At 66.8% G+C, this 19361-nt stretch carries 20 protein-coding genes and 1 other RNA gene; 12 read left to right on the forward strand and 9 right to left on the reverse strand.

Annotated elements, in window-relative coordinates:
- Window positions 1–24: 24 nt before the first annotated feature.
- From BN3385_RS26620 to BN3385_RS26650, 8 genes are read left to right on the forward strand one after another with little or no spacing between them, the layout of a single operon-like run.
- A complete protein-coding gene (locus BN3385_RS26620; RefSeq protein ID WP_059021499.1) occupies window positions 25–1005 on the forward strand; it encodes an enoyl-CoA hydratase/isomerase family protein in 981 nt (326 codons plus the stop codon).
- Complete coding sequence (locus tag BN3385_RS26625; protein ID WP_059021501.1) at window positions 1002–1916, forward strand: alpha/beta hydrolase; 915 nt, start codon at window positions 1002–1004, stop codon at window positions 1914–1916. Before BN3385_RS26620 ends, BN3385_RS26625 begins: the two co-directional genes overlap by 4 nt.
- A complete protein-coding gene (locus tag BN3385_RS28435; RefSeq protein ID WP_156432895.1) occupies window positions 1913–2068 on the forward strand; it encodes a hypothetical protein in 156 nt (51 codons plus the stop codon). The genes BN3385_RS26625 and BN3385_RS28435 overlap by 4 nt, the downstream gene beginning before the upstream one ends.
- Complete coding sequence (locus tag BN3385_RS26630) at window positions 2065–3531, forward strand: class I adenylate-forming enzyme family protein (RefSeq protein WP_059021503.1); 1467 nt, start codon at window positions 2065–2067, stop codon at window positions 3529–3531. Before BN3385_RS28435 ends, BN3385_RS26630 begins: the two co-directional genes overlap by 4 nt.
- Window positions 3528–5153: a GMC family oxidoreductase gene (locus tag BN3385_RS26635; protein WP_059021505.1), complete on the forward strand. Its 1626-nt coding sequence runs from the start codon at window positions 3528–3530 to the stop codon at window positions 5151–5153. Before BN3385_RS26630 ends, BN3385_RS26635 begins: the two co-directional genes overlap by 4 nt.
- A gap of 17 nt (window positions 5154–5170) precedes the next feature.
- Entirely contained in the window at window positions 5171–5908 is a 738-nt protein-coding gene (locus tag BN3385_RS26640) for a TetR/AcrR family transcriptional regulator (protein WP_082690666.1), read from the forward strand.
- A 51-nt stretch (window positions 5909–5959) separates the two neighbouring features.
- A complete protein-coding gene (locus BN3385_RS26645) occupies window positions 5960–6460 on the forward strand; it encodes an SRPBCC family protein (RefSeq protein WP_059021507.1) in 501 nt (166 codons plus the stop codon).
- A gap of 11 nt (window positions 6461–6471) precedes the next feature.
- The gene (locus BN3385_RS26650; protein WP_082690790.1) at window positions 6472–7485 is read left to right on the forward strand and encodes an LLM class flavin-dependent oxidoreductase; all 1014 of its coding nucleotides are present in this window, start codon (window positions 6472–6474) and stop codon (window positions 7483–7485) included.
- A gap of 54 nt (window positions 7486–7539) precedes the next feature.
- Here BN3385_RS26650 and ssrA read toward each other — a convergent pair.
- Window positions 7540–7908: a transfer-messenger RNA gene (gene ssrA, locus BN3385_RS27910) on the reverse strand.
- A 256-nt stretch (window positions 7909–8164) separates the two neighbouring features.
- On the opposite strand from ssrA, the gene BN3385_RS26655 reads away from it, so the two are divergent.
- The 3 genes from BN3385_RS26655 to BN3385_RS26665 are packed head-to-tail and all read left to right on the forward strand — an operon-like array spanning window position 8165 to window position 10983.
- Complete coding sequence (locus tag BN3385_RS26655) at window positions 8165–8713, forward strand: TetR family transcriptional regulator (protein WP_082690667.1); 549 nt, start codon at window positions 8165–8167, stop codon at window positions 8711–8713.
- 9 nt (window positions 8714–8722) lie between these two features.
- Entirely contained in the window at window positions 8723–9805 is a 1083-nt protein-coding gene (locus BN3385_RS26660) for a DUF1214 domain-containing protein (RefSeq protein ID WP_059021514.1), read from the forward strand.
- Window positions 9802–10983, forward strand: coding sequence for a sulfotransferase family protein (locus BN3385_RS26665; protein ID WP_059021525.1), 1182 nt, complete (start codon window positions 9802–9804; stop codon window positions 10981–10983). The genes BN3385_RS26660 and BN3385_RS26665 overlap by 4 nt, the downstream gene beginning before the upstream one ends.
- On the opposite strand, the gene BN3385_RS26670 is transcribed toward BN3385_RS26665, so the two are convergent.
- From BN3385_RS26670 to prfB, 7 genes are read right to left on the reverse strand one after another with little or no spacing between them, the layout of a single operon-like run.
- On the reverse strand, window positions 10984–11829 hold the full coding sequence (locus BN3385_RS26670; RefSeq protein WP_082690668.1) for a DMT family transporter: 846 nt from the start codon (window positions 11827–11829) through the stop codon (window positions 10984–10986).
- Window positions 11826–12332, reverse strand: a complete 507-nt coding sequence (smpB, locus tag BN3385_RS26675; protein ID WP_059021526.1) for an SsrA-binding protein SmpB — start codon at window positions 12330–12332, stop codon at window positions 11826–11828. The genes BN3385_RS26670 and smpB overlap by 4 nt, the downstream gene beginning before the upstream one ends.
- 2 nt (window positions 12333–12334) lie before the next feature.
- Entirely contained in the window at window positions 12335–13231 is an 897-nt protein-coding gene (ftsX, locus tag BN3385_RS26680; RefSeq protein WP_059021527.1) for a permease-like cell division protein FtsX, read from the reverse strand.
- Window positions 13232–13921: a cell division ATP-binding protein FtsE gene (ftsE, locus tag BN3385_RS26685; RefSeq protein ID WP_059021528.1), complete on the reverse strand. Its 690-nt coding sequence runs from the start codon at window positions 13919–13921 to the stop codon at window positions 13232–13234.
- Window positions 13922–13956: 35 nt separating this feature from the next.
- On the reverse strand, window positions 13957–14445 hold the full coding sequence (locus BN3385_RS26690; protein WP_059021529.1) for an Rv3103c family proline-rich protein: 489 nt from the start codon (window positions 14443–14445) through the stop codon (window positions 13957–13959).
- Window positions 14442–15404: a mechanosensitive ion channel family protein gene (locus BN3385_RS26695; protein ID WP_059021531.1), complete on the reverse strand. Its 963-nt coding sequence runs from the start codon at window positions 15402–15404 to the stop codon at window positions 14442–14444. The genes BN3385_RS26690 and BN3385_RS26695 overlap by 4 nt, the downstream gene beginning before the upstream one ends.
- Window positions 15394–16500, reverse strand: coding sequence for a peptide chain release factor 2 (prfB, locus tag BN3385_RS26700; RefSeq protein ID WP_059021533.1), 1107 nt, complete (start codon window positions 16498–16500; stop codon window positions 15394–15396). Before prfB ends, BN3385_RS26695 begins: the two co-directional genes overlap by 11 nt.
- A 188-nt stretch (window positions 16501–16688) precedes the next feature.
- On the opposite strand from prfB, the gene BN3385_RS26705 reads away from it, so the two are divergent.
- The gene (locus tag BN3385_RS26705) at window positions 16689–18053 is read left to right on the forward strand and encodes an FAD-dependent oxidoreductase (protein WP_059021536.1); all 1365 of its coding nucleotides are present in this window, start codon (window positions 16689–16691) and stop codon (window positions 18051–18053) included.
- A gap of 37 nt (window positions 18054–18090) precedes the next feature.
- Here the strand turns inward: BN3385_RS26705 and BN3385_RS26710 are convergent, their stop codons facing one another.
- Window positions 18091–19260, reverse strand: coding sequence for an MFS transporter (locus tag BN3385_RS26710; protein ID WP_231748829.1), 1170 nt, complete (start codon window positions 19258–19260; stop codon window positions 18091–18093).
- Window positions 19261–19361 lie beyond the last annotated feature (101 nt).

Raw genomic sequence — 19361 nt, forward strand, 5'->3', positions numbered from 1 at the left:
TTATAGAAACCCGGAAGGACAGCCATGTCACAGCAGGCAAGAGGCGAGATCGTGATCGAGGACCGCGGCTCGGTGCTGGTCGCAACACTGGACGGCGGGCCGCACAGCTTGTTCGGCGTCCAGATCGCCGACCAGCTCGATGCGTTGGTCGACCGGGCCGACAAAGATCCCAACGTGCACGCGGTGGTCTTCACCGGTGCGCGTGACGGCCGCTTCGTCAGCCACGCTGATGTCCGATGGCTGCAGGCCGAAGGTGCTGCCGTGCCGGAACTGCCCAGGCGCGCGGCCTCGGCAGTGCTGCGGATGGCCCGCGGCGTCGACCACGCCCGCGCACTGGATCCCGTGGTGCAAAAGACGCCGATGCGCGGTGTGGCCCAACTGGATCGACTGCACAACACATTCCTGCGGATGAACGGCAGCGGAGTCGTTTTCGTCGCGGCTCTCAACGGGTCCGCACTCGGTCTCGGCGCCGAGTTCGCGTGGGCGTGCGATCTGCGGATCATGAGCGACGACGACACGTTCTTTATCGGCCAGCCCGAGGTCCTGCTGGGCATCATGCCCGGCGGCGGCGGTTCCCAACGGCTCCCCCGGCTGATCGGCACGCACAAGGCGCTCGTCGCAATCCTCGAGGGCAAGCCGTTCTCGCCCGCGCAGGCGCTGGCCAACGGCGCGGTCGACGAAGTGGTCCCAACCGAGCACGTGGTGTCGCGGGCAGTGGAGGTGGCCGAATACCTCGGTCGGCGAAGCAAAGCGTCGATCCGGGCGATCAAACGCTCGGTCTACCTCGGTGGCTCGATGACGCTGCCGGAGGGTTTGCACATGGAACGCACCGAGTTCCTGGGCCTCGACCAGTCGACGCACGGCCAACAATTGATGTTGCAGTACCTCGACGACACCGAATCCGTCGGCGAATTGCCGCTGTATCACGGCGATACCTACGAGCAAGCCCTGGAATCCGGCAGCGTACCGGCGATCGGCCGCAATGCCGCGGCGGTAACCCGATGAGCACGCCGTCGGTCAACCGTCATGATGTCTCGATACCGTCCGGCGCGGACACCTGCGCGGGCTGGCTCTACCTTCCCACTGGTGTGACCAAGCCACCGGTCGTGATCCTGGGCCACGGCCTGGGCGCGACGCGGGAGATGCGCCTGGACGCCTTCGCCGAACGTTTCGCCGAGGCCGGCATCGCGGCGCTGGCCTTCACCTACCGCCACTTTGGCGACAGCACCGGCGAACCCCGGCAGCTACTGTCGATCAAGCGACAACTGGAGGACTGGGATGCCGTCATCGCTTATGTGAAGGGCCGGCCTGAGGTCGACGGCACCCGCATCGCGGTGTGGGGCAGCTCGTTCGGTGGCGGGCATGCGGTCACCGTCGCCTCACGGCATCCAGAGCTGAAAGCCGCTGTGGCGCAGTGTCCGTTCACCGATGGTCTGGCATCGGCGATGGCGTTGGGACCGCTGGCCTCGCTCAAGGTTCTTCCCCTGGTCGCCAAGGACTACCTGTCGATCCTGCGTCGGCGTCCACCTGCGATGATTCCGCTGGCGGGCCCGCCCGGGTCGCTGGCTCTGATGAACGCGCCCGACGCTCTGCCCGGTTACCAGGCCCTGCTACCGAAGAACAGCACGTTCCGCAACGAAGTCGCCGCCCGCGTGGCTCCGACGATCATGCGATATCGGCCCGGAAAACAGGCCCACAAGATCGTGGCTCCAATCCTGTTCTGCATCAGCGACACCGACTCGGTCACCCCACCTCAAGAAACCGAGCGCTACGCCAGGACCGCACCCCGCGGTGAGATCAAGCACTACAGCGCAGGGCATTTCGAGTTCTACCTCGGCGACGCATTCGAGCAGCTGGTCTCCGACCAGGCCGCGTTCCTCACCCGGCACCTGCACCCGGTCACATCGCCGTCATGAACCTCGCCACGCTACCCGACCGCCGGGCCGCTGCGGATCCGGCCGGACCGGCGGTCGCCGACCTCAGGCAGCGGTTGACCAATGCCGAGCTGCGCGATCAGGGGAACGCCGCTGCACATCAACTGCGCGATAGCGGAATCGGCGCGTCATGAACCTCGCCACGCTACCCGACCGCCGGGCCGCTGCGGATCCGGCCGGACCGGCGGTCGCCGACCTCAGGCAGCGGTTGACCAATGCCGAGCTGCGCGATCAGGTGAACGCCGCTGCACATCAACTGCGCGATAGCGGAATCGGCGTCGCGGACGTGGTTGCGGTGAAGCTGCGCAACCGCGTCGAGTTCGTCGTCGCCTTGTTCGCGGCCTGGCGGATAGGCGCGGCAGTCACCCCGGTCAACCCCGCACTCAACGATGGCGAGGTGGCCCGTCAACTCGCTGACTCCTCCGCACGGCTACTGGTGGTCGACGACGGCGGCGCGGCACCGATCGGAGCCGACGTACCCATCCTCACCGTTGGTGAACTGACCACCACGATCGACCGTTCCACACTCACTCCGCACGCAGATCCGCACGCCCTGGCGCTGTTGATCTACACCAGCGGAACCACAGGCACCCCCAAGGGCGTCATGCTCGACCACGCCAACCTCGACGCAATGGCGGCCATGAGTCGCGATGCGCTGTCTCTCGGACCCTCCGATCGCTGCCTGCTCATCCTGCCCCTGTTTCACGTCAACGGCATCGTCGTCAGTGTGGTCAATCCTCTGCTGGCCGGTGCCAGTGTCATGATCGCCGACAGGTTCGATCCCACGACGTTCTTCCCGGTGGTCGAAACCGAGAGGCCCACCTACTTCAGCGCGGTGCCGACCATCTACACCATGTTGGCCGCGCTGCCCGCGGACGTCACCCCGGATACTTCGTCGGTGCGGTTCGCGATCTGCGGTGCCGCACCTGCTTCGCCGGAGTTGTTGAGTCGCTTCGAATCCCGCTATGGATTTCCGGTGATCGAGGGTTACGGACTGTCCGAGGGCACCTGCGCCTCCACGCTCAATCCCCCTGATCGCCCGCGCGCCGGGACTGTAGGCAAGGTGCTGCCGGGTCAGCGGATCCGGATCATCGACGGCACTGGGGCGGACGTCTCCACCGGTATCGATGGCGAGGTGCTGGTCGCCGGACCCAACGTCATGCGCGGCTACCTCGGACGTCCCGAGGACACCGCCCACACCGTCATCGACGGGTGGCTACACACCGGGGACATCGGCCACCTCGATAGCGACGGCTACCTGACCCTGACCGGGCGTTCGAAGGACATGATCATCCGCGGCGGCGAGAACATCTATCCCCGCGAGATCGAGGATGTGCTGGCCGGCCATGCGTCGGTGCTGGAAGCCGCGGCGATCGGCGCACCCGACGAGAAATGGGGCGAGGTCGTGATCGCCTACGTCTCCCCGCGTCCAGATGCCACCGTCGATCCCGACGAGTTGCACGCACTGTGCGCGCGCAGCCTCGCCGGTTACAAGAGACCGACGAGGATCATTGTCACCGAGGCCATTCCGAAGAACGCCATCGGGAAGATCGACAAGACACCGCTGCGCGCCGCCCACGCCAAGGGAACGCCATGAGCGACCTCGACTTCGACTGGCTGGTGATCGGGTCCGGTTTCGGCGGCAGTGTATCCGCATTGAGACTGTCCGAGAAAGGCTTTCGCGTCGGCGTGCTCGAACGCGGTCGGCGGTACCGGCCGGACGATCTGCCGTCATCAGCCTGGCAGTCCGACAAGTTCACCTGGGCGCCCAGGCTCGGCAAGCTCGGGATCATGCGCACCACGGTGTTCCGTCATATCGCCCTGCCCTCCCAAAGCGGGGTCGGCGGCGGCAGCCTCGTCTACGGCGGGGTGCTGTACCGCGCAAAGAAGGAGTTCTTCGACTCTCCCCAATGGAGCGAACTGGGCGACTGGGAGAGCCTGCTTGCCGCGCACTACGCCACCGCCGAGCGGATGCTGGGCGTCGGCCCCGTCCCGTTCGATTCCGTGCATCAGCAGTGGATCCGGGACATGGGACGGTACTTCGGCACCGAGAACACCGTCACCCGCGCACCAACCGGAGTCTTCTTCGGCGAGCCCGGAAAGACAGTGCCCGACCCGTACTTCGGCGGGGCGGGCCCCGATCGGACCGGCTGCACCCGCTGCGGTGCCTGCATGGTCGGCTGCAGAGTCGGCGCGGTGAACTCACTGACCCAGAACTACCTATGGTTCGCCGAACGCAACGGCGTACAGATCCTGCCCGAACATCAAGTCGTCGACGTAACCCCACTGGGTAACCCGGACGGCCGCGACGGATACCAGGTCACTACCGAACACCCTCGTGGGGGCCGACATCGCAATCGCCAGACCTACACCACCGGCGGGGTCGTCTTTGCCGGCGGAGCGCTGGGCACCAACGAACTGCTGGCCAATTGCAAACACGGCGGATCACTGCCCCGCATCAGCGATCGGCTCGGCCAATTGGTCCGCACCAACAGCGAATCCGTCCTCACGGTGCGGCTGCCCGAGGACCGCGGCACCTGGCGTGATGTCACCGCCAGCAGCAGCGTGCATGTCGACGCCGACACACATATCGAGTTCCTCACCTACGGTCCGAGGGCGGACATGCTCGGGCTGCTCTACACGGTGCTTGTCGGAGACGGCACCCGTGCCACCCGTCCGCTGAAGTGGCTCGCCGCCATCGCGGCCCACCCGATGCAGTGGCTGCGCACGCTATGGCCCGTCGGCTGGAGCCGTCGCATGGTGATGCTGTTGGTGATGCAGTCACACGACAACGCAATCGGCTTCCGTGCGCGCAAGCGACGCTTCGGCCGAGGCTACCGATTGGCCACCGTCCAGAACACGGACAGACCGAACCCCACCTACATCGACATCGGCAACCAGGCAGCACGGTGGCTCGCCGAGCGCACCGGCGGCATCGCCCAGAGCAACATCCTCGAAGCTCTCGCCAACATCCCTACGACCGCGCACTTGCTCGGCGGCGCGGCCCTCGGCGCCGACGCGGCGCACGGTGTCGTGGACCAGAAGCTAAACGTCTACGGGTACCGGAATATGCTGATCTGCGACGGTTCGGCGCTGCCGGCCAACCCGGGCGTCAACCCGGCCCTGACCATCACTGCCCTTGCGGAGTACGCGATGACGCACGTTCCAGCAGCGCAGCCCATCGCCGCGCCGATCACGTTCTCCACAGCCATCGACTGAGGACAGAGGTCTCGACCATGCCCAAGCCCGCCAAGGCGGCAACGAGTCCCACCGCCGACGGCAAGCGCAAGGAGCCGGTCACCCGTCTCGATAACGAACAGGCCATCAGTCATCTGGTGGCGGCGGCTATCGAACTGCTGGCCGTCGATGGACCTACTGCGATCAAGGTCCGCACCGTCGCAGAGGCCGCGGGTCTGTCCACTATCGCGGTGTATCACCACCTGGGCGGACTGCCCGAATTGGTCGCTGCCGTCGTCGACCAGGGCTTCCGCGACCTCGGCGATGCCTTGCTGCAGGTGCCGACCACCGAAGACCCCGCGACCGCCCTCTTCGCGATGGCGCTGGCGTCGCGTCGGTTCGCTCGGGCGAACCCGCACCTCTACGACCTGATGTTCGGTCTGTCGACCCGTGGCAGCTACCGACCGTTGCCGTCTCCCGAGTCCACAGCGCAGGGCCGCAGTGACAACTTCCAACTGGCCTACTCCCACCTCGCCAATGCCTGTGGGCGTCTGATGGCCAGCGGTCGAGTCAGCGCGCCGCAGGATTCCGAAACCGTTGCCCCGCAACTGTGGAGTGCGGTCCACGGAATGGTCACCCTCGAACTCGGCGGCCACCTCTCGACATTCGACGACCCCGTACACCAGGTTCTGCTGCCGATGATGACCAACATCCTCGTGGGCTTGGGAGACGATCGCGACGCGGCGAACGCATCCCACGAGGCCGCCCTGGACCTGGCGCCACCTGAACACCAGTAGCCGATCCCAGGCAACACTGAAGCCCACTACAGCCACGGAGGAAGCGGACCCATGCGCTACCGCGATCAGCCCACCGTCGAAGCCACCCAACGACTGTCCTGTGACACCGAGACCGCCTGGCGGTACGTCACCGACATCACCTTGCCGGCACGGGTCTCCACCGAACTGGCAGGCGTGGAATGGCTTGATGGCGCCGACCACGTGGCGGTTGGCGCCCGCTTCACAGGCCGCAATAAGCACGAGGCCCTCGGCGAGTGGGAAACCATCTGCGAGATCACCGAAGTCGAACCCGGTCGACGATGGGTGTGGAATGTCATCCACCCCGCCGGCGTGGGGGCGACGTGGGGATTCGAGGTCGAGGCGTCCTCGCAGGGGTCGATCGTGCGTCAGTGGGCCCGGATGGGTCCGGCGCCATCAGGACTGACGTTCGCCATCACCGCCCAGCCCGACAAAGAAGCCCGCATCGTCGCGCGCCGCCTGGAGGAGTGGCTGACCAACATGCGCGCGAACCTGGCCTACATCGCCGAGCAGACGGGCGGCGGCTCACAGTGAGGATCGGTTTGGTGGTCGAACCGCGACTGCCCGGATCCGCTGAATTCGCCAGGAGGGCTGAACAACTCGGCGTCGACTCCCTGTGGGTACCCGAGGTGTGGGGCTATGACGCCCTCACCGGATTGGCCTACCTGGCCGCGTGCACCGAAAAAATCCGGCTCGGAACCTTCGTCGTCCAACTGGGTTCGCGCTCTCCCGCCCTCCTGGCCACCTCAGCTCTGAGCCTGCAGGAAATGTCCGACGGCCGATTCCTGCTCGGCATCGGAACGTCCGGGCCCCGAGTCATGGAAGGTTGGCACGGCGTCCGATTCCACCATCCCGTCCAGACCACCCGGGAGACCGTGGAGATCATTCGCATCATCTCCGGCGGCGGTCGCCTCGAGCACGAGGGCGAGATCTATCCCCTGCCCCTGCCCGACAGCAGAGGCGCCGCCCTACAGCCCCTGGTGCGCCCCCGGCCGGTGCCGATCTACAACGCCGCGATGGGCCCAAAGAACCTGCGCCTCACCGGCGAAGTCGCCGACGGCTGGTTGGGCAACCTCTTCATCCCCGAATCCGCCGAAACGTTCCTCGACCCCCTGCGGGAAGGCGCGGAGTCGGCGGGGCGCCCCCTGGCCGAACTCGACCTTGTCGCCCCAGTCGCCGTTGAGTTTCACGAGAGCGCCCAAGACACCGCCGCTGCGGCCCGCCGCCACGCCGACGGATACGCCTTCACCATCGGCGCCATGGGAGCCGGTGGAACGAACTTCTACAACGACGCCATTACCCGGCTGGGCTACGCCGAACAGGTCGCCGAAGTCAGCCGGCTGTGGCAATCGGGGCACCGCGACGAGGCCCGCGCCGCTGTTCCACTCGATCTTGGCCGACTCACCAATCTTCTCGGCAGCACGACCGAAATCGCCGAGCGCATCAACGCCTACCGGGGCACCGGCATCAACACCCTGCTCGCCAAAATCGACGGCGACCACAACCACCAGCTGCACACCATCGAGCGCCTACTGGAAGCGGTTGCGCTCAGCCGCTAGCCGTGACGTTGCCAAACAAAACAGGCCAGGCCTTTCGGCCTGGCCTGTCTCTCTCGGTGGAGCTGCCGGGAATTGAACCCGGGTCCTACGGCATTCCCTCGAGGCTTCTCCGTGCGCAGTTCGCTATGCCTCTACTTGGATCTCCTGATCACGCGAACAAGTCAGGATGACGATCCCAGTCGCTGTTTGATGTCCCCACGGGTCCCGCGACCGAACCCGTAGGTTTGTCCCTCTAGCTGATGCCAGGGTCCGGGCCGAGGGCGCTCCCGGTCTGACAGACACACCGTCGCTTAGGCAGCGAGGGCGTAGTCGCGCTGATGAGAATCGGCGCTTAATTGGTTGCAACGACGCTTACGGTGGTCATTTGCCTGCACCGGCACGCTTCCCTTGATTCGATGCGCGAAGTCGAAACCGTTCAGCCCCTCGCACCCCGGCCGACGTTCGACCGGACTTTCCATCGTACGCGGTGTACAACCGCGTCACGAAGCACATTAATCCCGGCCACCGACAGCCCCGTACCCCACGCACCCGCCGAGATCGACGTATTGGTGCACCTGACCTGGGCTTTTTCCGCCCGTCTGTTGGTTTCGGCGAAATGGGGAGCACAAAATGAGACTTTGTCTATAGTGAGACTGTGTCTAACCTGCGACTGCGCAAACAGCAGCGGACGCGCGAGCGGATGGCCGCCGCCGCGGCCCGGCTGGTGATGCAGGACGGCCTGGCCGCCGTCACCGCCGACCGCATCGCCGCCGAGGCCGAGGTAGCCCGAGCCACGTTCTTCCGCTACTTCGAGTCCAAGGAGTACGCCGTCGCCGAGGGCTTCACCGCCCTGTGGATCTCCGCCATCACCGACGCGGTGCGCCGCCAGCCCGAGCAGCTCTCCCCCACCGAGGCGCTGCTCGGCGCGTTCGACGAACTGGGGGCCGGGTTCGATGAGATCGAAGGTCAGATCGCCGAGATCGAACGCCAGACCCGCGACTCGCTGAGCCTGCGGGCCTGGACGCTGCTGTGCTACCTGAGCTTCGAGACCGCCATCGCCGAAGCCGTCGCCCCCCGGTTACGTGACCTCACCGTCGATGACCCCCGGCCCCGGCTCATCGGCGCGCTCACCATGGCCGCAGTGCGCATCTCGCTGGATGACTGGCTGCGTGACGGCGGCTCACTGCATCACCGACTCTGCCGCGCCATCGCCTCGATGGCGCCTCAACCGATCAACGACGAAAGGTAGCGGCTGGACATGAGTGGCGAACAGTCCTTGGAGGCATGGGGTTTCGTCCGCAAGGTGCTCGACGACATCACCGAGCAGATCAAGCAGGACGCCCGTGACGAACGCGAACTGCTCGAAGGCCTGCGGGTGCTCAACCGGGTGACCGCCCTGTGTACCGAGCTCACCATCGACGCCGACCTCGACGATCCGCACTTCGTCCAGATGACCACCCCTCAACGGTTCATCGGCGGGCCCAACCCGCACGGCACCTACCCGCTGGCCAGCATCAGCGGCGACCGCTCCTACCGCGTCACCGGCGTCCGGGGCACGTCGACCTACCTGGGCATCCAGGTACTCGCCGGCACCGGCCTGAACCCGCGCCGGATGAGCAACTACGTCTCCGACCGTGACCTGATCCTCGACGAAGACGGACATTTCACGCTGATCTTCTCGGCGACCACACCGTCCGACGACGATCTGGCCGGGGCCACCTGGGTGCAGATTCCCGACGACGCCAGCTCGATCGTGGTGCGCGAATACATCGCCGAAACCAGCACCGCCGTACCCGTCCAGCTCGACATCGAACTGCTCGGACCGCCGCGGCGGCCACAGCCGATCACCGACGACGTACTCGCCCAGCAGCTGACCGCGATGGGCTGGATGATCGTCAAGCTGACCACCCTGCACCGCACCGTGCGCCCGGATCTCCTCGATAGCCCCAACAAGCTGATCACCTCCGAATCCGAAGCGCTGGGTAGCGAGAACACCACCCCTGACAACCTCTACATGCTCGGGGTGTTCGACCTGGAACCCCAGCAGTCCCTGCAGCTGGAGTTCACCCCACCCCAAACCCGGTACTGGGCAGTCACTCTGGAGAGCCTGTGGCATGAATGCCCCGAGCCGCTGCGCACGTCGAGCTCCGTGACCAACAAGGGAATCGAGCCCGGCCCCGACGGCCTGATCCGGATCAACATCGGCGCACAGGACACCGGCGACGGCTACTGGCTCGATACCGGCGGGCGCACAAGGGGATTCGTCACCCTGCGCTGGCTCGACCACCCGAGCGCCCCCGAGGTCATCACCCGTGTCGTGGAGAAGGAGGCCGCGCGATGACCAGTGCCATCGAAGCGCGCCTGGACGCCGACAAGCTGATCGAGCAGGCCTGCGAACTGGCCGGCAGCGACGATTTCGGAGAGGACGACGGCTGGCGGGCCAATCTGGATCGCCTGCTGGAATCCTTCATTGAGACCGACGACCTCTCGCCGATCGGTGTCGAGATCGCGGCAGCCGACGTCATCGCACCGCTGCGGAACCGCCTGCAGATCACCGCCTGGCGCCGCGAGCATCCCGAGGTGGCGCAGGAGAGGATCGAGCGCCCGATCATCATCCTGGGCCAGCCCCGCACAGGCACCACGATCCTCTACGACCTGCTGACCCAGGATCCCGACCTTCGGGCGCCGCTGACGTGGGAGGTCGACCAGCCGTTCCCGGTGCCGCAGCCCGAGACCTACGAGACCGATCCGCGCATCGCGCAGACCGAGGCCGCACTGGAGATCAGTGAGCAACTCAATCCCGGCTTCATGAAGTTCCATCCGATGAGCGCGCGCGGCGGCCAGGAATGTGTCCGGATCACCATGGGCACGTTCTGCAGCATGACCTACAGCACCCAGTACTTCCTGCCGAGCTACCAGCGCTGGCTGATGCACGAAGCCGATCACGCTCCCGCCTACCGGTATCACCGAAAGTTCCTGCAGCACTTGCAGTCCGGTGTTCCGGGTCAGTGGCTGCTGAAAAGTCCCGCCCACCTGTGGAACCTGGACACGGTGCTGGCCGAATACCCCGACGCGATCCTGGTGCAAACCCACCGCGATCCGCTGGTGGTCATCTCCTCGATCAGCGCGCTGATGGGGTACCTGCAGAAGTTGGCCAGTGAGAAGTCCACCGTGGCGCGGGTGGCCGGGCAGTGCGCCGAGGAGAACATCCTCGGACTCGAGCGCCTGATGAACTGGGTCGACGGCGGGTTGCCGGGTGCCGACCGGATCATTCACGTGCGCTTCGCCGACTTCATGAAGGATCCGTTCGCGACCATCGGGACGGTCTACGAACGCATCGGCCGCGACCTCACCCCGGATGCGGAAAAGCGCATGCGCGCGCATCTTTCGGCCAACCCTGGCGACGGTGGCGGCAACCGCTACACGTGGGCCGACACCGGGCTGGACGCCGGCGAACTGCGCGAGCGGTTCCGCGCCTACCAGGAACGCTTCGACGTTCCCAGCGAGACGCTGAGGTAGCTAGTGCGCTGAGATCATCGCGACGGCCACCAGCGCCAGCACCATGCCGACCACCTGCCAGCGGGTCACCCGCTCGCGCAGGACGACGATGGCCAGCAGCACGGTGGCCGCCGGGTAGAGCGAAATCAGCACACCGGCCAGCGACAGCATCGAGGCCTGTAGCGCCAGCAGCATCGCCACATTGGCGCCGGTGTCCAGCAGCGCTGCGGCCAAGGCCAGTCGCAGCGGAAGGCCGTGCGGCGCGCGGAAATTGCCGGTGAAGGCCGCCACCACGAGCACGATCGCGGTGGCCGACAGCCGGGCGAAGAACAGCGGCCACAGGCCCGCTTCGACCGGCGCCTGGTGGATGAGGACGAAGTTCAGCCCGAACGCCAGGCCCGACCCCACCGTCAACCAGGCCACCGTCTTGGTGAACCGGTGCGGGCTGACGTCCTCGTCGGTGGCCTCGCGGCTGACCAGTACGACGGCCAGCAGTGCCAGCACCGTGCCGATCCCGGCCACCGGGCCGGGCCGCTCCCCCAGCGCCAGGCCCACACCCACTGGCACCGCGGCCACCAACACGGCGGTCAGCGGGGACACCACCGAGATCGGGCCGGATCCCAGTGCGGCGTAGAACCACCACACCCCGAACGCCTGGCTGATCCCGCACAGCATGCCCCACACGATCGCCGGGGTGGAGATCGTGCCGCCGACGATGGCCGCCAGCACCCCGAGCAGAACCATCGCGATCGGATAGGAGATCAGCACTACCCGCAGCGCGGCCACCCGTCGGGAGGCGATACCGCCGACGAAATCGCTGACGCCGTATCCGATCGCGGAGGCCAGCGCCAGCAGCACCCCGATCAGGACATGCCCTTGGCGCGCCTGCCGAGTTCGCGGACCACCTCGCGCTGGGCGTCGCGGCGGGCCATGTCCTGTCGTTTGTCGTGGGCTTGTTTACCGCGGGCCAGAGCCAGCTCGACCTTCACCCGACCTTCGGAGAAGTACAGCGACAGCGGCACCAACGTCAGGTTGCCGTCGCGGATCTTGCCGACCAGTTGATCGATCTGCTTGCGGTGCAGCAGTAGCTTGCGGTTACGCCGCGGCGCGTGGTTGGTCCAGGTGCCGTGGTGATACTCGGGGATGTGCAGATTGCGCAGCCAGATCTCGCCGTCGTCGACGGTGGCGAACGCATCGGCCAGCGACGCCTGCCCCTCGCGCAGGCTCTTCACCTCGGTGCCCTGCAGAACTACGCCGGCCTCGTAGGTGTCGAGGATCGCATAGTTGTGCCGGGCCTTGCGATTGGTGGCGACGACCTTCTTGCCACCCTTGACATCGCCTGCCTTGGTGGGGTCCGCCTTCTTGCTCACCGCTACCTCCGCACGTACAGCCGCAAGGTGACGTAAGCGGTGACTCCGGACATCGCGACACCCAGGAAGACCAGCCACGGCGTGACGAAGTACAGGATGTCGGCATAGTTCACCTTGGCGATGAGGTTGGCCCGATAGAACTGGTCGAGCGCGCGCTCCAGGAACAGTGCCCGCACCACGATCAGCCCGACGATCGCGAAGAACACCCCGATCAGGGCCGCCAGCACCGCCTCGAGAAGGAACGGTAGCTGGGTGTACCAGCGTGTCGCGCCGACCATGCGCATGATGCCGATCTCGGTGCGTCTGGTGTAGGCCGCGACTTGAACCATGTTGGCGATCAACAGAACCGCGCCGATCGCCTGCACGACGGCGACGGCGAACGCCACATTCGACAGGCCGTCAAGCACGGCGAACAGCCGGTCGATCAGTTCCTTCTGGTTGAGCACGTTGAGCACGCCGGGCTGGCCTTGCATCGCGGCGTCGAAATCCTTGTGCTGCTCGGGATTGTCGAGCTTGACGATGAACGACGCCGGGAAGGCGTCCTTACTGGCCAAGTCCTTGAACTGAGGGTTCTTGGCGATGGCGTCGTCGTAGGCGTCGGCCTGGTTGAGGAAGCGCACCGACTTCACGTCGTCGCGGCCCTCGATCTTGGTGCGCAGCGCCTTGCAGACGTCACCGTCACACGTCGGGTCGTTGGCCGAGATGTCATTGGTGAGGAACACCTGGCTCTCGACCCGGTCGAGATAGATGTGGCGGGACTGGTCGGCCAGTCGCAGCACCAGCAGGCCGCCGCCGAACAGACCCAGCGAGATCGCCGTGGTGACGATCATCGCCACGGTCATCGTGACGTTGCGGCGAAGTCCGGTGAAGACCTCGTTGAGCAGGAAGCCGAAGCGCACTTAACGATCCATTCCGTAGACACCACGCTGCTCGTCGCGCACGAGCCGGCCCAGGGACAGTTCGACCACGCGCTGGCGCATTGAGTCGACGATGTGGTGGTCGTGGGTGGCCATCAGCACCGTGGTGCCCGTCCGGTTGATCCGTTCGAGCAGGTCCATGATGTCCTTGCTGGTGTCGGGGTCGAGGTTTCCGGTGGGCTCGTCGGCCAGCAGCACCAGCGGCCGGTTGACGAAGGCCCGCGCAATGGCGACGCGCTGCTGCTCACCGCCGGACAGCTCGGCGGGCAGCCGGTTGGCCTTGCCGGACAGGCCGACCATCTCTAGTACCTCGGGTACCACCCGGTTGATGCTGTCGGGCTTCTTGCCGATCACCTCCAGCGCGAAGGCCACGTTGTCGAAGACGGACTTCTGCTGCAGCAGCCGGAAGTCCTGGAACACGCAGCCGATGACCTGGCGCAGTTTGGGGATGTGCCGCCCGGAGAGCTTGTTGACGTGGAACTTCGACACCTGGATCTCGCCGGAGGTCGGTGTCTCCTCGGCCAGCAGCAGCCGCATGAAGGTCGACTTGCCCGAACCGGACGGGCCGATGAGGAAGACGAACTCACCCTTGTCGATCTTGACGCTGACATTGTCGAGGGCTGGTCGAGCCGACGACTTGTACTGCTTGGAGACATGGTCAAGGGTGATCATCACGGCACGCCAGTGTAGCTGTCGGGGGTTGTCGGTTACTGCGTCGGCGCGGCGGGCGTCGACATCGGACCCTGTCCGGGCGCCGGTGACGGCGTCGGAGTCGGGCTCGGGGCGCCCGCTGTCGGCGACACGCCGGGCGGTGCCGGAGTGGTCGGCGTCGGCGGCGTAGGCAGGGTCGGCGAGGTCGGTGACGTCGGCGGTGTCTCACCGGGCGACGTCGTCTCCGTCGGCGAGGTCGTCTCGGTCGGCGTCTCGCTGGTCGTCGTCGTGGTGGTCGTCGGCGTCTGGGTGCGGCGCTGGACGTCGGTGCGCGGCACCCAGGTGTAGGACGGGTCGGGGATGAACCCCGGCGGCACCACCTGGGTGGCAGGAGCCTCGGTTTCGGCTTGCGGCTGGTAGGTGTCGTACAGCCACCATGTGCCGATGAACGCGATCAGCAGCACGGCCGTGGAGGTACGCACCCGGCCCCACAGGATGTAGTTGGGCCAGCCGCGGCCCTCTTTGCGCGTCGGTGTCAGCTTCATTTCTGCACCGGCCCCTGGGTCTGCTCGGCGCCGCCCGCGGTCGCGGGGTGCACCAGCGCCTCCACCATCGGGGTGCTGTCGCCGGGGCTGACGATCCCGGCGCGCACCAGCGCGGCGACCACCAGCAGCCGCAGCCGCCGGCCCGCCTCGAACTGCTTACCGGGCAGCGTGCGCGCCACCATCCGCAGGTTCACGGTGTCGACCTCGATGCTCTCCACACCCATCAGCTGCGGCTTGTCCAGCAGAAGTTCCTTGAGTTCGGGATCCTGCATCGCCGAGTCGCAGACCGCGTGCAGCACGTCGTTGGCCTTGCTGAGGTTGGCCCCGGTGGGCACCGGGATGTCGATCACGGCGCGAGCCCAGTCCTTCGACAGGTTCAGCGACTTCATGATCTGACCGTTCGGGATGGTGTACATCTCCCCTTCGGAGGTCCGCAGCTTGGTGACCCGCAGGGTGACGTCCTCCACGGTCCCCATCGCGTCGTTGGCCGATCCCAGGGTCAGCTGCACCAGGTCGCCGAAGCCGTACTGCTTCTCGGTGATGATGAAGAACCCCGACAGCAGGTCCTGCACGATGCGCTGGGCGCCGAAACCCAGCGCCGCACCCAGGACGGCGGCGGGAGCCACCAGCGAGCTGACCGGGATGGCCAGAATGTCGGTGACCTCGACCACCACCATCACCGCCAGCAGGGCGATGGCGACGTAGGAGATCACCGAGGCGACGGCCTGGCGGTGCTTGGCGCTTTCGGAGCGGACCAGTGCGTCGCTTTCCCGGAAGTCGGCGTCGATGCGGCGGCTGATCTTCTGGGCGGCCCAGTTGATGAACCGGGCGGCCAGCAGCCCCCCGATGAGCAGCAGGGCGATTCGCAGCCCGCGGCTCAGGATCCATTCCCCGATGTCGCCATGCCAGAAGTCATGCCAACGTTCGGAGAACGGGAACGCCAAAAAACTAGTCGTCATCTCGCCGGTTACGCCACCGGATTCCCGCCTCCAGGAACCCGTCGATGTCCCCATCCAGTACCGCCGTGGGATTGCCGACCTCGTACTCGGTGCGCAGATCCTTGACCATTTGGTAGGGGTGCAGAACGTAGGAGCGCATCTGGTTCCCCCAGGAGCTGCCGCCGTCGCCCTTCAGGGCATCCATCTCGGCGCGCTCTTCCTGACGCTTACGTTCCAGGAGTTTGGCTTGGAGCACGCGCATCGCCGAGACCTTGTTCTGCAGCTGCGACTTCTCGTTCTGGCAGGTCACTACGATACCGGTCGGGATGTGGGTGAGTCGAACCGCCGAGTCGGTGGTGTTCACCGACTGTCCGCCCGGCCCGCTGGAGCGGTAGACGTCGACGCGCAGATCGGTCTCCGGGATCTCGATGTGATCGGTGGTCTCCACCACCGGCAGCACCTCGACCTCGGCGAAGGAGGTCTGGCGCCGGTTCTGGTTGTCGAACGGGCTGATCCGCACCAGCCGGTGGGTGCCCTGCTCGACCGACAGCGTGCCGTAGGCATACGGGGCGTGCACGGCGAACGTGGCGCTCTTGATGCCGGCCTCTTCGGCGTAGGACGTGTCAAACACCTCGACGGGGTACTTGTGCTGCTCGGCCCAGCGGATATACATCCGCATCAGCATCTCGGCCCAGTCAGCGGCATCCACCCCGCCGGCACCGGAGCGGATGTTGACCAGCGCCTCGCGCTCGTCGTACTCCCCCGACAGCAGGGTGCGCACTTCCATGGCCTCGACGTCGGCCTGCAGCGACTTCAGTTCGGCGTCAGCCTCGGCGAGCTCGTCCGCGCCGCCCTCTTCGGCAGCCAGCTCGTAGAGCACCGGCAGGTCGTCGAGGCGGCTGCGCAGACCCTCGACCCGGCGCAGCTCACCCTGGGCGTGGGAGAGCTCGCTGGTGACCTTCTGAGCATGGTTCTGGTCATTCCAGAGGTTCGGATCGGCGGCCTCGTGCTCGAGCTTCTCGATCTTGGCGCGCAGACCGTCCACGTCGAGCACTCGCTCCACCGTGGTCAAGGTGGTGTCAAGGGCGGCGATGTCCGACTGTCGATCGAGGTCCACGGGTCCTCAGGTTACCGGCGCCGCGGCGCGTTGTGATCCACGGCGGTGTTCCGGGCGGTCGGCGGGCTGACGCGTTTAACATCACTTCTGTAACCAGGATGTGCGCCGCGCGACGTTTACGCGACGCTTCCCGACTGCGCCGCGCCAGCCCACTCGCGAGCAGCCCGGGCCGGACAGGAAGTTCGAAAATGCGTCCTTACTACGTCGCGATTGTCGGCGCAGGCCCTTCCGGATACTTCGCCGCGGCCTCGCTGCTGAAGTTCGGCGACGGCTCCGCAGCCGGCGGCGGCCCCGATATGCGCGTGGACATGCTGGAGATGTTGCCCACCCCGTGGGGGTTGGTGCGCTCGGGCGTGGCGCCCGACCACCCGAAGATCAAATCCATCAGCAAGACCTTCGAGAAGACTTCCAGCGACCCTCGGTTCCGGTTCTTCGGCAACATCACCGTCGGGGAGGACGTCAGCGCCGAGGAACTCACCGACCGCTACGACGCGGTGGTCTATGCGGTGGGCGCCCAGTCCGACCGCGCCCTGCACATCCCCGGTGAGGAGCTGGCGGGCAGCGTGGCAGCGGTCGACTTCGTCGGCTGGTACAACGCCCATCCGCACTTCGAGGAGATGGCGCCGGACATCTCCAGCGGCCGCGCCGTCGTGGTTGGCGTCGGCAACGTCGCACTCGACGTGGCTCGGATCCTGGTCAGCGATCCCGAGGTGCTGGCCAACACCGACATCGCCGACCACGCCCTGCAGTCGCTGCACGACCGGGGCGTCGAGGAGGTGGTGATCCTCGGCCGGCGCGGGCCGCTGCAGTCGACGTTCACCACCCTGGAATTGCGTGAGCTCGGTGAGCTCGAGGGCGTGGACGTGGTGGTGGACCCGGCCGATCTGGCCGACATCACCGACGAGGACGCCGAACAGGCCGGAAAGCTGGCCCGCGCCAACATCAAGGTGCTGCGCGACTACGCCGAGGGCACCGCCCACGAGGGCAACCGCCGCATCGTGTTCCGCTTCCGCACCTCGCCGATCGAGATCCTCGGCGAAGAGCGGGTCGAGGCAATCGTGTTGGGCCGCAACGAACTTGTCGCCGAGGACGGCCGGGTGGTGGCCAAGGACACCGGGGAACGCGAGACGCTGCCCGCCCAGCTGATCGTCCGCGCGGTCGGCTATCGCGGCGTGCCGGTGCCGGGCCTGCCGTTCAACGACAAGGCCGGCACCATCCCGCACGACGAAGGCCGAATCACCGGGCGCGCCAACGAATATGTGGTCGGCTGGATCAAGCGCGGCCCCTCCGGCGTGATCGGGTCCAACAAGAAGGACTCGGCCGACACCGTCGAGACGCTGGTGGCCGATCTGGCCGGCGCGACCCTGCGTGAGGTCGGACCCGGCCACGCCGACGAGCTGGTCGCGTGGCTGGCCGAACGGCAGCCGCACCTGGTGACCGACGACCACTGGCAGGTGATCGACGCCCACGAACGCTCGGCCGGCGAACCGCATGGCCGGCCGCGGGTCAAGATCGCCAACGTCGCGGAGATGCTGCGCATCGGGCGGGGCTGACGCCACGGGGCACCAGATCCGGTGCCCCGCAGCGTCGTTAGGCCGCTCCGGTGCGGCAGAGCCGATCGTCGTCCTCGACGACGCGCGACGACACGGACAGACCGTCGACCGGTCCGGCGGCCCGGGCGATCAGCGGCGTCACCGCCGCCGCCAGGGCCAGACCGGCCGATGCCATGAACACCCCGAACGGGCCCGCGGAGTCGGCGATCACGCCGCCCAGCGCGGTACCCATCGCACCGCCGACCAGCGCACCGCTGTTGAGCCAGCCGAACGCTTCGGCGGCCGACTCCTGATCGGTCTCATGCGAGACCATCACGTACAGTGCGGCCAGCGCCGGGGCGAAGCCCAGACCCGAGGCGAACAGCGCGGCCAACTGCAGCCAGTAGCTGCCGGCCAAGCCGAACATCATCGTGCCCAGCGCCACCGCCATCAGCGACAGCACCAGCCCGCGCACGCCGAGGCGGCGATGGCCGAGCACCACGCCACCGACCAGCGAACCCACGCTGGCCGCGGCCAGCGCCACACCGGCGGAGATCTTGTCCTCGCCGAACAGCGCGAGGACACCGACCTCCAGCGCCATGAACGAGGCCACCAGCGCCAGGCTGGCCACCATCGCCAGGATCACCGACGGCTGGGTCAGCACCTTGCCGAACGCGGCGGCGCTGCGGGCGATCTGCGGCCGGAACCGGCGCGCGCTGAGCAGGAACCACAGCGTCCCGACCACGGTGACGGCGCCGGAGAACACCAGCGGGATCGACGTCGACACGGCCGAGGCCAGGAAGGTCGCGGCCACCGGGCCGATCACCCAGATCAGTTCCTGGGCCGTGGTGTCGAGCGCGAACAGCGCACGCAGCCCGTCACCGGGCACCATCTGCGGATAGAGCGCCCGCACGGCGGGCAGCAGCGGCGGCACCGAGGCGCCGACCAGGAATCCCAGCGCCATCAACACCGGCGTGGACACGTGCGCGAACGCCAGGACGGCCATCGAAACGCCGTTGACCAACGCCGCCGCCACCAGGGTCGGCGCCATACCGATCCGCCCGAGCAGCCGCGCCGTCATGGGCATGGCCACCGCCTCGCCGATGCTGGCCGCGGCAACGACAGCGCCACCGACCGCATAGGAGCCGGTCAGCTCCTGGACGTGCAGCAGAATCGCCAGCGACAACAGACCCAGAGGCAGTCGCGCGAACAGCTGTGACGCGGTCACCCCCACAACACCTGGCACTCGGATGAGCTCCATGTAGGCCCGCACTGGTATCACTCCCTAACTCGTTTTGATCCTCCTACTGTACCGTCCGGACGGTACAG

It is taken from the genome of Mycobacterium sp. M26 (assembly GCF_001494595.1).
GTDB lineage: Bacteria > Actinomycetota > Actinomycetes > Mycobacteriales > Mycobacteriaceae > Mycobacterium.